Source organism: Brenneria alni (genome assembly GCF_003666245.1).
In the GTDB taxonomy this organism is placed as follows: Bacteria; Pseudomonadota; Gammaproteobacteria; order Enterobacterales; family Enterobacteriaceae; genus Brenneria; species Brenneria alni.
Map to the genome: position 1 here is coordinate 106,835 of NZ_MJLZ01000005.1, position 14,157 is coordinate 120,991.

9 protein-coding genes are annotated in these 14,157 nt (G+C 47.6%); 5 read left to right on the plus strand and 4 right to left on the minus strand.

Annotated elements, in window-relative coordinates:
- The first annotated feature begins 406 nt into the window (after positions 1 to 406).
- Together BIY29_RS04345 and BIY29_RS04350 are read left to right on the plus strand one after the other, a co-directional pair.
- Positions 407 to 961 carry a cytochrome b gene (locus BIY29_RS04345; RefSeq protein ID WP_121573923.1) on the plus strand — a complete coding sequence of 185 codons (555 nt, stop codon included), beginning with the start codon at positions 407 to 409 and terminating at the stop codon, positions 959 to 961.
- A 29-nt stretch (positions 962 to 990) separates the two neighbouring features.
- Positions 991 to 1,566: a YceI family protein gene (locus BIY29_RS04350; protein ID WP_121573935.1), complete on the plus strand. Its 576-nt coding sequence runs from the start codon at positions 991 to 993 to the stop codon at positions 1,564 to 1,566.
- Between the two features lie 70 nt (positions 1,567 to 1,636).
- On the opposite strand, the gene trhO is transcribed toward BIY29_RS04350, so the two are convergent.
- On the minus strand, positions 1,637 to 2,704 hold the full coding sequence (gene trhO / locus BIY29_RS04355; RefSeq protein WP_121573924.1) for an oxygen-dependent tRNA uridine(34) hydroxylase TrhO: 1,068 nt from the start codon (positions 2,702 to 2,704) through the stop codon (positions 1,637 to 1,639).
- A 227-nt stretch (positions 2,705 to 2,931) separates the two neighbouring features.
- Here trhO and BIY29_RS04360 point away from each other — a divergent pair, with 227 nt between their 5' ends.
- Together BIY29_RS04360 and BIY29_RS04365 are read left to right on the plus strand one after the other, a co-directional pair.
- On the plus strand, positions 2,932 to 4,026 hold the full coding sequence (locus tag BIY29_RS04360) for an NADH:flavin oxidoreductase/NADH oxidase (RefSeq protein WP_121573925.1): 1,095 nt from the start codon (positions 2,932 to 2,934) through the stop codon (positions 4,024 to 4,026).
- Between the two features lie 279 nt (positions 4,027 to 4,305).
- Positions 4,306 to 5,226, plus strand: coding sequence for a Kdo(2)-lipid IV(A) acyltransferase (locus tag BIY29_RS04365; RefSeq protein ID WP_121573936.1), 921 nt, complete (start codon positions 4,306 to 4,308; stop codon positions 5,224 to 5,226).
- 294 nt (positions 5,227 to 5,520) lie between these two features.
- Here BIY29_RS04365 and mdoH read toward each other — a convergent pair whose 3' ends face one another.
- Positions 5,521 to 8,067 carry a glucans biosynthesis glucosyltransferase MdoH gene (gene mdoH / locus BIY29_RS04370; RefSeq protein WP_121573926.1) on the minus strand — a complete coding sequence of 849 codons (2,547 nt, stop codon included), beginning with the start codon at positions 8,065 to 8,067 and terminating at the stop codon, positions 5,521 to 5,523.
- Positions 8,060 to 9,628, minus strand: a complete 1,569-nt coding sequence (locus BIY29_RS04375; RefSeq protein WP_121573927.1) for a glucan biosynthesis protein G — start codon at positions 9,626 to 9,628, stop codon at positions 8,060 to 8,062. The genes mdoH and BIY29_RS04375 overlap by 8 nt, the downstream gene beginning before the upstream one ends.
- A gap of 702 nt (positions 9,629 to 10,330) precedes the next feature.
- Here BIY29_RS04375 and BIY29_RS04380 point away from each other — a divergent pair.
- Complete coding sequence (locus tag BIY29_RS04380) at positions 10,331 to 11,857, plus strand: PepSY-associated TM helix domain-containing protein (protein ID WP_121573928.1); 1,527 nt, start codon at positions 10,331 to 10,333, stop codon at positions 11,855 to 11,857.
- Between the two features lie 147 nt (positions 11,858 to 12,004).
- Here BIY29_RS04380 and BIY29_RS04385 read toward each other — a convergent pair whose 3' ends face one another.
- Positions 12,005 to 13,672, minus strand: a complete 1,668-nt coding sequence (locus tag BIY29_RS04385) for a methyl-accepting chemotaxis protein (RefSeq protein WP_121573929.1) — start codon at positions 13,670 to 13,672, stop codon at positions 12,005 to 12,007.
- Positions 13,673 to 14,157 lie beyond the last annotated feature (485 nt).

Sequence of the window (14,157 nt, forward strand, 5' to 3'; positions counted from 1 at the left end):
GCCACCAATAACAGCACCGTCTCACTGGCGGTGTTGTTATTTTACCTGTTACAGTGTATTTCTCTGCACTTCTTCACGCTAAGTTAAAACGATCACTCAACCTGCTTTAATACTCGCCGCAAGTACTCACCCGCCACATAATTATTCAACTAATAAAACACATCGTACATATTGATATTTTCTGACGACTATATTCTCCACTTCGTCCGTTGTTGAAAAAGCAAACAATCAAAGATTTATTTTCTCATTAAGGACAATAATCAGATTGAATAAGATATGAATTTAAATTCAAAAAAATTGTTCAAAATTGCGCTATTGTTATAATTGATAATTTTATATTGCTTTTGGGTTTCTAGCTGTTTAATTTTGCAAGATTACTCTCGTTACCAGATCAGGAGTCATAACCATGCTTTGGCGCAATACCTCATCTCGTTACGGTCATATCAGCATTCTTCTCCACTGGACAGCCGCGCTGACCATTTATGCCATGTTTGCGCTAGGGCTGTGGATGGTAACGCTAGGGTACTATGATGTCTGGTATCACCGCGCTCCCGAAATTCATAAAAGCATCGGTATGTTACTTTTTGCCGTTATGGTCTTTCGGGTTATCTGGCGTTTTATTTCCCCTCCTCCGCCGCCGTTAAGCAGTTATTCAACCTTTACCCGCATCAGTGCCACGCTGGCGCATATTACCCTCTATGTCGTGCTGTTTGCGATATTAATCAGTGGCTATCTGATCTCCACTGCTGAGGGGCAATCTATTTCAGTTTTTGGCTGGTTTTCTATTCCAGCCACATTAAGCGGCTTGACGGACCAAGCCGATATTGCAGGCACCGTGCATCTTTATCTTGCCTGGGTGGTGGTGGTTTTGTCAGCACTGCACGGTTTAGCCGCATTAAAGCATCACTTTATAGATGGTGATATAACGTTGAAACGGATGTTGGGTCGCAACATCCCTTAATTATCTGGACTTATGGAGAAAAACCAATGCTGAAGAAAACACTACTGAGCCTGACTGCCGCGTCCTTGCTTGCCTCTGCCGGATCGGCTCTGGCTGCCGATTACAAATTTGATAAGGAAGGTCAGCACGCGTTTATCGAATTCCGCATTAAACATTTGGGTTATAGCTGGCTTTATGGCAGCTTTAACGATTTTGATGGGTCTTTTACTTTTGATGAAAAGAACCCTGCTGCTGATAAGGTGAACGTCACCATCAACACCAGCAGCGTCGATACCAACCACGCTGAACGTGACAAACATATCCGTAGTGCTGACTTCCTCAACGTGTCTAAGTACCCGCAAGCTACGTTCACCTCTACCGAAGTGAAAAAAGACGGTGATGAACTCGATATCACCGGTAACCTGACCTTAAACGGGGTAACCAAACCGGTTAAGCTGGAAGCGAAACTGATTGGTCAGGGTGATGATCCGTGGGGTAACTATCGCGCCGGCTTTGAAGCGGAAGGGGATATCAAACTGAAAGACTTTAATATCACGACAGATCTGGGGCCAGCATCCCAGGAGGTAGAATTGATAATTTCTCTCGAAGGCATTCGTCAGAAATAAGGCATCTTCCATACGAGCATCCACATTCGATTAAAACCCTTTCAGCACATGAAAGGGTTTTTTAATAGCGTTACTTAGCATCACCCTCTGTGGGAGGTGATGGAATAGGTAATGCCGATTTCAATAATCCTTTCGATTTATTAAAAATCTTCATGCCGTTTTCACGACCGCTGCGCCGGGAGCGTTGCTCTTCCAGTGGAAGCCGCCGCTCTTGCTGGCAGCCTGCACTACAGCAGCCTTCATATTTTTCTGCACATGCAGGACACTGGATAAACAATAGATGACAACCCTCATTACGGCAATTGGTATGGCTGTCGCAAGATATTCCGCACTGATGACAATGTGCGATTACCTCATCAGAAATTCGCTCGCCCATTCGTTCGTCAAACACAAAGTTTTTGCCAATAAATTTCAGTGGCAGCCCTTGTGCTTGTGCCTGACGGGCATATTCAATAATCCCGCCCTCGACATGGTAAACATTTTTAAAACCGTGGTGGCGCATATAAGCACTCGCCTTCTCACACCGTATCCCCCCGGTACAGTACATGACGATATTTTTATCCCGCTCATGATTAAGCATCTCTACGGCCATCGGGAGCTGCTCACGGAAGGTATCTGAGGGAACCTCCAGTGCATTTTCAAAGTGCCCGACTTCGTATTCATAGTGATTGCGCATATCAACAAATAGCGTATCGGGATCGTCCGCCATAGCATTGACCTGTTCGGCTTTCAGATACTGACCAACCTTCGTCGGATCAAACGTTGGATCATCAATACCATCGGCCACAATGCGGTCACGAACCTTCATTCGCAATACCCAGAACGATTTTCCATCATCATCCAACGCAATGTTCAGCCGAACCTGATCAAGCGCAGGATGTGCGCCGAATAATACGGTTTTAAAAGCATCAAACTGATTATTCGGCACACTGATTTGAGCATTGATACCTTCCGCCGCAATGTAGATCCGGCCAAACACGTTTAATTGCCCAAATTGGGTATACAGACGATCGCGAAACGCTTTCGGTTCATCGATCGTGAAATACTTATAGAAAGAGACTGTGGTACGCGGCTCGGTTTCAGCAAGCATTCGCGCTTTCAGCTCCTCATTGGAAACCCGGTTATGTAACACTGGCATGGTGTACTTTCCTGTCTTCATTGAGGTTAAGGGTTACTGTTCTGCATCAGGTTTACCTGACAGACTAATTAACACGGCATCATACCTGATAGCGTAATCGCTGTCAGGACGTGAAATTGATGGCGGAATATGGAATAGTGATCTTACAGTAAGAAGATTACCGCCCTATCTTACCTGGAGCATTACTCTTCGGATCTCATAAGAAAATCACAATTTAAGGTCGCCATATGAGTCAGTTATTCTCTCCTGTATCTCTCGGTAAACTCACGCTCCCTAACCGTATTATCATCGCTCCGATGTGCCAATACTCTGCCGTGGAGGGTAAAGCTACGGCCTGGCATACCATGCACTTGGGCAATCTCTCTCATTCAGGCGCTGGGCTGTTAATCCTTGAAGCCACCGCCATTGCACCAGAAGGCCGAATCTCGCCCAACGATCTTGGCCTATGGGATAACGGCACCGAAGACGCTCTTGCCTCAGTCATTCAGGCAATAAAAAAATACTCAGATATTCCCTTGGGAATCCAGCTTGCTCATGCCGGACGTAAAGCATCCACGGATACCCCCTGGAGCGGACGCGCCTTTCTGCGAAAGGAACAAGGAGGATGGCAAACACTCGCGCCATCAGACGTTCCTTACAGTGAAAAAGACGATGCGCCGCTGGCAATGACGCACCAGCAAATTAACGAATTGATTGCTTCCTTTGTCGATTCAGCAAAACGGGCAGACCGACTTGGTTTTGATTTGATAGAACTTCATGCCGCACATGGCTATTTGCTGCACCAGTTCTTATCACCACTGGCAAACTACCGCACAGATGAATACGGCGGTTCGCTTCAGAATCGACTGCGCCTGGTAGTAGAGGTCTATAAAGCGGTTCGCCAGGTATTCCCGCCGCATAAAGCCGTGGGCGTACGCATTTCCGCAACAGACGGTGTTGAAGGTGGTTGGGATTTAGACCAATCCGTTCAACTCAGCAAAGCATTGCATGAATCGGGCTGCGATTTTATTCATGTCTCCAGCGGAGGCCTGTCCGTAAAACAGCAAATTCACCCAGGACCAAACTATCAAGTACCCTATGCACAGCGGATCAAACGGGAAGTTGGTATTACCACGATTGCCGTCGGGCTGATTACCGAACCCGAACAAGCTGAGGCCATTGTAGGAACGGGAGAAGCCGATGCTGTCGGGCTGGCTCGCGCCATTCTGTTTAATCCACGCTGGCCGTGGTATGCAGCAGCCAGACTGGGTGCTCAGGTGACCGTGCCGCCGCAATACTGGCGCAGTGAGCCACATTACGCCCAAGGGATATTTAAACAGTAAATCAAAACGCCTGATCCCCGGAAAGCCCACGGACGGGGGTCGGCACTATCAGATAACCGGGACTTACCCATCACGATGCCATTAAAAGCCACAAACCGCTCGTTGCCGATGTTATCATTACAGGCTCACTCGTTTTTTGTATAAAAATCAGGCTATAGCATGCCGCAAATTTGTATTCCAATGAAAGTACCGCAATAATCTATTCTGTTGAGTGGAAATTCCATTTATTCTTTTTAACGGTATGTGTGCCTGCAAGCACCAGAATTTGATACTGAGGCCATGACACAACTCCCTGTTTTTAATCGTTCACTGTTGCACCCGCGTTATTGGTTAACCTGGTTGGGTATTGGCATACTTTACCTGGTGGTATTACTGCCTTATCCCCTGCTTTACCGCATTGGGACTGGACTCGGTCACCTATCAATACGACTGCTGCCACGTCGTGTTGAAATTACTACACGAAATCTTGAGTTATGCTTTCCTGACATGCCACTGGCAGAGCGAGATGAATTAGTCAGAAAAAATTTTGAGGCTGTTGGCATGGGGGTACTTGAAACCGGCATGGCATGGTTCTGGCCTGACTGGCGTATCAAGCGTTGGTTTACGGTAAAAGGTCTTGAGCACATACAACAATTACGTGCACAAAATCGCGGGATTCTATTGATCGGCCTGCATTTTCTGACGCTGGAACTCGGCGCCCGTATCTTTGGTATTCATAATGCCGGTATTGGTGTCTATCGTCCTAACGATAACAAGCTGATTGACTGGTTGCAGACCTGGGGAAGAATGCGTTCAAACAAATCCATGCTGGATCGAAAGGATCTTAAAGGCATGATTCGAGCGCTAAAACAAGGTGAGATCATCTGGTATGCCCCCGATCATGACTATGGCCCACGCAGCAGTGTTTTCGTGCCTCTCTTTGCTGTTGATAAAGCAGCCACCACGGTGGGCAGTTACATGCTAGCCAGATCGGCTAAACCGGCTATTGTGCCTTTTGTGCCGCATCGCCTGCCGAAAGGTAAAGGCTATGAGATGTTGATTCAGCCAGCTGAATTAGATATTCCACTGGAAAGCGAAGAGGCCGCAGCGGAGTGGATGAACAAGATCGTTGAGAAAAATATCCTATTGGCGCCCGACCAATATATGTGGTTGCACCGCCGTTTTAAAACTCGTCCAGCAGGCGAACCGTCGCTTTATTAAAGCCCATTCACAGCAGCCGGGCGTATACCTACCGTCAGCAAAACCTGAATATATCGACTATTCGTATTCATCGATAGCTAAATAGTACGCAAAAAAAGCAACGCCGTTGCGAGGTTGCTGACAAAGTCGCTTGTAAGCCTGAGATACACGGGCCTACCGTACCGAGGGGCACTCCGGCGGCTTACGCCGCTACGACCCCTCAGTACGCTCTCCCTAATAAGGAACTTTGTCAATGGTCTGAGCAACGGTACATGCCGTTGCTTTTTAGAGGTTATATCCAGCAGAAGGATATTATTACTTAATCACCGGTGATGGTAATTTCCGGTAATAATCGGCCCATGCCGCGTACTGTTCCGGCTTCTGCCATAAATGGTAATGAAGACGGGATATCGTCACAGGATCGCTCAACAGCGCCAGACGCTGACTATTGCCAACATCCTCAGGTTTCCGGCTTAACGCATCACTGACGCTCTGTTCACGAACATCCTCAATAGCCTGGCTGAAACGGTGACGGGCAGTCGCCATCGCGCTGGCAAGCGCGTTAATCGACGGATCAAAAACAGCCTGAATAAAACCATGCTCCAACTTACGCTGCCGGTTCAACTGACAATACGCATCGGTCGCAACCAATTCACGCGGCGGTTCATATTCCTCAGGAATCAACAATAGTTTGGCTCGTTTACAACCCAGCCCTAATGAGGCGCGACTGGAATAAACAGAGACGAACGGCGAAAGAATTAATGAGAATACAATCGGGGAAAGCCACCATAGGAAACGCAGATCCAACCACGCCATCCCTAATGCCCAAACCAGTCCCAAAACTAATTGTGAACCATGACGAACAAAGGCCTCACTCCATGACGTAGCATCATCGTCACGCTGAGGCGAGTTCCATTGTACCGACCACCCAAGGAATGCACTGACCACAAAGACGGTATGAAACAGCATCCTGACCGGCGCCAACAGAACAGAGAACAGCATTTCCATCAGCAGCGAAATAAACAACCGGAAAACACCGCCATAAGCCTTCGCGCCCTTGGCGCAAACCAGTATCACACTTAATAATTTCGGTAAAAACAGCAACACCAGCGTTGTGGAGAATAACGCAATGGCAAGCTCAGGTCGCCATTGTGGCCACACAGGAAATAACTGTCTGGGTTGTAGGAAGTACTGAGGCTCCATCAAGGTATGTACAACTTGCAAAGCCGTTGACAACACCAGGAACATGAACCATAACGGCGCGGAGAGATAAGACATGACGCCAGTAAGGAATACCGCACGGTGAACCGGATGCATACCTTTAACCAGGAACAACCGGAAGTTCATAAGATTACCGTGACACCAGCGGCGATCGCGTTTCAACTCATCCAACAAGTTAGGCGGCAATTCCTCATAGCTGCCTGGCAGGTCATAGGCTATCCAGACTCCCCATCCGGCACGGCGCATCAATGCTGCTTCGACAAAGTCATGAGAGAGGATAGCGCCCGCAAATGAACCTTCACCAGGTAACGGCGCCAGCGCACAATGCTCAATAAACGGTTTCACCCGAATGATGGCGTTATGGCCCCAGTAATGGGATTCACCTAACTGCCAAAAATGCAGACCGGCGGTAAATAACGGACCGTAGACACGGGTTGCAAACTGTTGGCAACGCGCATACAGCGTATCCATACCTGATGCTTTCGGTGAAGACTGGATAATCCCCGCATTAGGGTTCGCTTCCATCAACCTGACAAGAGAGGTCAAACATTCGCCACTCATAACGCTGTCCGCATCCAGAATAACCATGTAGCTGTATTGGCTGCCCCAACGACGACAGAAGTCATCAATGTTGCCGCTCTTACGTTTTACACGGCGGCGGCGGCGGCGGTAAAAAATCCGACCTGCGCCGCCCACATCACGGCAAAGATCCATCCAGGCTTTTTGTTCAGCGACGCAAATATCGGGATCGTTACTATCGCTCAAAACATAAATATCAAAGTGTTCGAGCATCCCGGTTGCTTCCACAGACTCATATGTGGCGCGCAAGCCAGCGAAAACCCGTTCTACATCTTCATTACAGATAGGCATGATAAGCGCAGTGCGATGTTCCGCATTGAGCGGCTCATCGCCAACCGTGGTGGAAGAAATACTGTACTTATCCCGGCCAATCAATAATTGCAGAAATCCCATCAGGGCAGTCCAGAAGCCAGCAGAAACCCAGCAGAACAGAACCGCGAACAACACAAGAATGCCGCTCTGCAACACATATGGCAGCAGTTGCAGGAATGATTGCATCAATGGCTGGTCGGCCATTTCAAATGGATCGATCAGCGCCCAGCCTTGATAAGGCAGGATAGTTTTCATATACCAGGTTGCAATTGCCGTCTGAAAAAGGGTCAGAATCAACAGGATATAGCGCCGGATAGTACCAACGATACGCCATCTGTTTTCAGCAATAGTTTCTTCCGGACTGGAGTGATGACGAGGCGGCACCGTCCGACCCAGTAGACTTTCCCACCAGCGAACCAATGGATTCGTGCGCCAGACATCAGGAAACATAGAAGAACGCGTGATCGTCGGCATCGCCTTCAATGCTGTTCGCCCTTGCGTATCCTTACCCAGTTGCTGACTGTTATTCAAACCATCAGGCCAGGCCATTTCCAAACGTGTCTGAACCGAATTCAGCGCAGCATCTTCTTCTGTCTGTATCTTAATCTGGCTGTCGCCAGACAGTGCCTGATGTAATGCAGACTGATCGATATTACCTGACTGCGGTAGCTTTTCACGCAACACCCTTGCCTGCTCGGCAGACAAGGGCAATTTTCCGATATAATCGAGAGGAGGAGTTGACTTATTCATTGGCAGGTAGCTGATAGCTCCAGGTTTCAGTCAAGGTTGTTTCACCATTCATCAGCGCAGCCCTCATTTCTGTTGGCTGTTTGTTGTCTTTCACGCGCAAGCGCATTGTTAGACGCCAGCCCTGAGTGACCGGATTATAGCGAACGTTGTTTTCAACAATCTCGCCATTGTCACCAATACTGACCTGAGCGGCGACAGGGGTTGCTTCATCCATCTCTTTCAACGTCGGGCCAACAAAGTCCACGATGAAAGCAACCGTGCCATCGGGCTGACGAATCAGATTCGACTGTTTAACATCCCCGGTAGAACGGCGAGTCTGCTGAACATAAGCAATATCCGGTGAATGCAGTTGGTCTTCATCACGGGTAAAATGCAAACGATACCTCAGCTCCAGCGGTTTACCTGTTTCAGGTAACGAGTCCGGAGTCCAGAAAGCAACGATGTTATCATTGGTTTCGTCTGCTGTCGGAATTTCGACCAGCTCGACTTTACCTTTACCCCACTCGCCTTTCGGTTCAATCCAGCCGCTTGGACGCAGATCATAGCGGTCATCAAGGTCTTCATAAGCAGAGAAATCACGGCCGCGCTGTAATAAACCAAACCCTTTCGGATTTTCTACCGCATAGGTGCTGACTGACAAATGTCTGGGATTATTCAACGGACGCCAAATCCATTCGCCATTTCCGGCGTGGATCGACAAACCATTTGAATCATGCAACGCAGGACGGTAGTTCAACGCCGAAGACGGCTGATTCGGCCCAAACAGGTACATGCTGGTTAACGGCGCCACCCCCAGCTTACCGACTTTATCCCGCAGGAACACTTTAGCTTGAACATCAACAACGCTGTCACGTCCGGGATAGACCACAAAGCGGTATGCGCCCGTCGCTCGCGGTGAATCAAGCAAAGCATAAATCACCAGGTGTTTATCATTCTGTTTAGGCCGCTCAATCCAGAACTCACGGAAGCGCGGAAATTCTTCACCAGATGGTAGCGCGGTATCAATGGCCAGCCCACGCGCAGACAGACCATAAATCTGGCCTTTACCTACCACCCGGAAGTAGCTGGCGCCCAGCATACTGACAATCTCATCATCCTTATCCGCTTTGTTAATGGGGTAAAGCACTTTAAAACCGGCAAAACCAAGGTTTTTTACGGTTTCAGGGTCGTGATTGACTGCGCCGAAATTAAAATAATCTGCCGAGTATTTAATCTCTTTTACTGTCGTAGCAGTCACTTCATTAATCTTGACCGGCGTATCGAAATACATCCCTTGGTGATAAAACTGCAGCTTGAATGACGTCTGTAACGTGTTCCAGTATGATTTTTCATGATTGAATTGAATTTGCTGGTAGTCAGCAAATTTCATATCACGAAATTGCGCTGGAAGATTACTTTTCGGCGCGTCAAACCCTTTAGCCGCCAACTTTTCTGCTTGTTGAGCAACGTCATCGATGGTAAATGCCCAAGCCGGTGCTGTACTAAAAGACAACACGACTACCGTTGAAAGCCAGCGAAGGCCTGCAGCCCGCTGTTTAAACCCACATTTATTAACCAGCACAACTCCCCCTGTACGTGTGCTTCAATCAATTAAAATCCATATTAATGGATAAGTTAGCTTTCCGACAACTTGATAAAGGTATGGTTCATCATAATAGGTCAGCGTTTAAACAACGGAACGTGAACAGGTGGTAAAACTGGGTGGAAAAAATGGGAAACAGACAAAATACCCCACTCCCGACAGAACCATGTCCAGTTGCACTATATCGGATACCTGCTCTACCTGGCTTCAGGAATATTCCGTTTGCAACACAGTGTAATTTATCCATTACTCATTACCACTACTTAACGGATTAAGCGCGATATTTCATATTCAAGCAATGACAGGCAGCGTTATTTCACATTCAAAAACCACAGATAAACATTTGTATAACTAAAATAGGGGGGATTAAGGTACAGTATCCGCCACTGACATTTATATAGCTTACTCGCCACGTTATGCTTTTATCCCTGCTGCAGCGAAGTTTTACGACCTGGCTCGGCATCTTTGCTATTTTGTCCCTTTCCATTGCGCCAGTAATGTCACACTGGCTTATGCAGCGCGATCATGGCAAAGGTCAAAATTTAAGCACATCAACAACTTCAGCAGATCATCATGCCGATAAGCCCATGCGCAATTTATACAGTAAACCAGGCAACAATATCTTTTTCAGGCATTGCGTTGGCTCTGGTCATTTTCTGCTAACTGACTTCAGAAGGTTTTATGCCGCAACCTAAAACTCAGGCATCAGTAACCCCGATGCCTTCGGAGACGTCGCCGTCCGCGACTGCGTTATCCAGGGCAATGCCGGCAGATACCGCATCGCCACGTACCGCGATGATTGCCTTGTTTATCCGCCTTCATTTTTATATTGGTATTTTTGTTGGGCCTTTCATTTTCATTGCTGCGCTCACAGGCACGTTGTACGTGTTGACGCCGCAAATTGAGAACCGGATTTACGCCGATCAACTTTTTACCCAAAATCACGGCGTTCCCTACTCATTGGCAAACCAAATTGCGGCAGCCCAGGCGGCACTGGGGCACCATCATAAGGCGCGATTAATCGCTATCCGCCCGGCGCCCACGCAAGGTGAAACCACCAGAGTCATGTTTGCTTCTTCTGAATTGGGGCCATCGGAAAGCCGGGCTATATTTATTGATCCGGCAACACTGGAAATTCGTGGCGATGAAACCGTTTATGGCACCAGCGGTATCCTGCCCTTTCGTATCTGGCTTGATTACCTGCATCGAGGATTATTACTCGGTGATATTGGGCGTAATTACAGTGAACTTGCCGCCTCATGGCTATGGGTCGCTGCCTTGGGAGGAGTGCTAATCTGGTGGGTCACACGGCGTTCGGCAATACCAGACAGACAGCGTAATAAAAAAGTAAGCCGAACATCTGCCGCACAAAAGCGACGCTTACGCCATTGGCACACCAGCTTAGGGCTGTGCCTCATGGTTGGCCTGTTATTTTTTTCTGCCACCGGTCTGACCTGGTCACAGTGGGCAGGCAGTAATATCGCCGTGGTTCGAAATCTATTAGGCTGGCAAACACCAACAGTAAAAACACAGATCATCAACGGCCCGATGGCGGGTTCAATTCATACTCATGTAACTGAGCATATGGCCGCGGATATACATGCTGAACATCACTCCCCGATGCCAATGTCCCATTCTGTCGACAATCGACCTGAAATGTTTGATCAGGTATTGGCAGTAGCCAGAAACGCAGGCATTGATGCAAAAAAAATCGAAATAAAACCCGCCGGTTCCCCCGTTCAGGCATGGACTGTCACAGAAATTGACCGCGCCTGGCCAACACAGGTTGATGCAGTTTCGGTTAATCCCTCTACACTTGAGATTGTCGATAAAACAGATTTTACAACTTTTCCGCTGGCCGCCAAACTGACTCGCTGGGGTGTTGATGCACATATGGGCGTTTTGTTTGGTTTGCCGAATCAGCTGCTGTTAGCCGTTTTCGGCCTTGGGCTCTGCACTACTATTGTCTGGGGATACCGCATGTGGTGGATTCGTCGTCCAAGACATAACGGAGCCAACAACCCCGTTAAAACGCTGACCAGTGCCCTATTGCAAGTTCGCCTTTTCCCCAGAATGCTGCTGATAGTCACTACCGGACTACTGGCTATATGCTTACCGTTAATGGGCGTAAGTTTACTGCTATTTATGCTGATTGATGTCACTCGCTGGCATCTGAATCGAATGGTAGCACCAGTTGCTCTTACCTGAACACTCGCTCCAGCGGACCCGCCGAGGTGGTGTTAAACGTCGCTTGTGACGTCCTAAAGGGGGCGCGCAGGGAAAAGCCGTCATAAAAAACCGCCATTGAAACATTCAATGGCGGTCGGAAATAAAAAGAAATAATGACAGATTATCTTAAAAAGATGCCCAGTCCGCCAATTCTCCCGATTTCTTCTCTTTCGCGGTCGCCGAGCTTTCCGGGGCAAGCAGAACCGGCGTTTCCGTTCTTCTATTAACAGATACCGAGTTAGTATACGCTGCACCCAGTTTAAACACGCTTACTGTTCGGGTAAGACTATGCGCCTGATCCTGCAACGAGAGTGCCGCGGCTGCAGACTCTTCAACTAATGCCGCATTTTGCTGAGTTGTGGTATCAATCTGCCCAATAGCCAGGTTAATTTGGTTAATACCATCGCTCTGTTCACGACTCGCCTGGGCAATTTCACTGATGATACCGTTAACCCCCTGAACATTCGTCACCAGTGAATTCATCGTGACGCCGGTTTCCTCTACCAGCCCCATACCGTCCTGTACCTTATGGAATGAATCATCAATCAACTCTTTTATCTCTTTAGCCGCAGTAGCACTTCTTTGGGCCAAAGCGCGAACTTCACTGGCGACAACGGCAAATCCCCGGCCTTGTTCTCCGGCACGCGCCGCCTCTACCGCAGCGTTCAATGCCAGGATATTGGTCTGAAAAGCAATACCATCAATCACACCGATGATTTCCGCCATTCGCTGCGATGAATCTCTGATGCCACGCATTTCCTGTGTCACCATCGCCATCATTTCACCGCTTTTCTTCACTGTATCCGATGCGCCTGCTGCAAGCTCGGTGGCCTGTAACGTGTTATCAGCCGTGTTCTTTATTGTCGATGTCAATTGCTCCATCGATGATGCCGTTTCCTCGAGAGAACTGGCTTGTTCCTCCGTTCTGGCGGAAAGATCCTGATTACCGGCCGCAATCTGAGAGGCTGCGCTTGAAATCGTTTCTGCCCCATCCCGTACCTGGCTGACAATTTGCCGCAGGCTGTTATTCATATTATGCAAAGCCGTCAGCAACATCCCGGTTTCATCTTTGCGGTTGATGCTGATTTCTGACGTTAAATCACCTTTGGCGACGTTTTCCGCAACGACCAGCGCTTCCTGTATCGGACGTGTCACGCTGCGCGTGATCAACGAAGCAATAACCAGCCCGGCGATAATGCTGGCAATGATGACTATTGCCATAAGGAACAATGTTTCTTTATAGCTTTTAGAGACATCCTGTGCTGACGACTCCATTTTGTTATCCTGAGACTCAATCAGTTCAGAAACTTTATCCTTGTACTTCTGTTGGAGTACACGTGCTACATTGAAATACTCATCAGTTGCGCTATCCACATTACCCGCAACAATAAATCCTGATAATTTATTTGCCGAGGCAAGGAAGTCCCTGCGGATATCACTGATTGAATGTAGTATCGCCAGCGATCTATCATCCACAGCATTTTTTTGCAGATACTCCATTAGTTGAGATACTTTTACTGAGCTTCCTTTCCCGAGCTCTAATTGCCGATTAATTTCTGCTTCCGACTTCAACAATAATAATAACTGCTGGTTATTGAGGAAAGTATTTAATTCATCAATCAGCTGGTTGCTCTTTACTGTCAAAGGATAATCAATGGATACAATATTATCCATTTTTTTATTAAAATCAGTCAGTTTCATTATAGCAACGCTGCCAACAATCAAAAGCATTAATACCAGGAAAGAAAACCCTGCTCCTAGCCGATATCCTATACGCCAGTTGGACAAATTCATTTAAATCTCCTTTATTAGTTCTTTCTATCTGCATCAGAGGAAATAGCACCTACTCAGTCTCAAGAAAAACCGAATAAAATGTAACGACTACCGCTGAAGCCTATAGTTCCAATTTTACTTCTTATATTTAACAAAAGATATGAACCCTGGACATAGCATTTATTAAGCCCGGTGATAAACCTAAAGAACACGCCAAGATGCAATACCACTGAATAACGCTTGTAATGGTAAAAGCAGGAGGAAAGACCAACCGATTGCCAAACCAGGCCATGATGCGTACTCATACTAGCGTTACGCAAAATCACTATGTAACAAAAAAACATCATCTTTAACATCCCATTCATTGCCGAAGCTACCATGCGTTATAACTTTCCTTCTCTCTCTTTTTGCCTGCTTCAGCAAAGGGCCTAGTCAGCCATACTTAAGATAAACATTAAATAATCACCACATCGGGCAAACGACCAATCTGCTTGATCCTGCATCAC

Coding starts and splice junctions, on each gene's coding strand:
- BIY29_RS04345 (WP_121573923.1), top strand. CDS start 407: ATGCTTTGGCGCAATACCTCATCTCGTTACGGTCATATCAGCATTCTT.
- trhO (WP_121573924.1), bottom strand. CDS start 2,704: ATGCCAGTGTTACATAACCGGGTTTCCAATGAGGAGCTGAAAGCGCGA.
- BIY29_RS04360 (WP_121573925.1), top strand. CDS start 2,932: ATGAGTCAGTTATTCTCTCCTGTATCTCTCGGTAAACTCACGCTCCCT.
- BIY29_RS04365 (WP_121573936.1), top strand. CDS start 4,306: ATGACACAACTCCCTGTTTTTAATCGTTCACTGTTGCACCCGCGTTAT.
- mdoH (WP_121573926.1), bottom strand. CDS start 8,067: ATGAATAAGTCAACTCCTCCTCTCGATTATATCGGAAAATTGCCCTTG.
- BIY29_RS04380 (WP_121573928.1), top strand. CDS start 10,331: ATGCCGCAACCTAAAACTCAGGCATCAGTAACCCCGATGCCTTCGGAG.
- BIY29_RS04385 (WP_121573929.1), bottom strand. CDS start 13,672: ATGAATTTGTCCAACTGGCGTATAGGATATCGGCTAGGAGCAGGGTTT.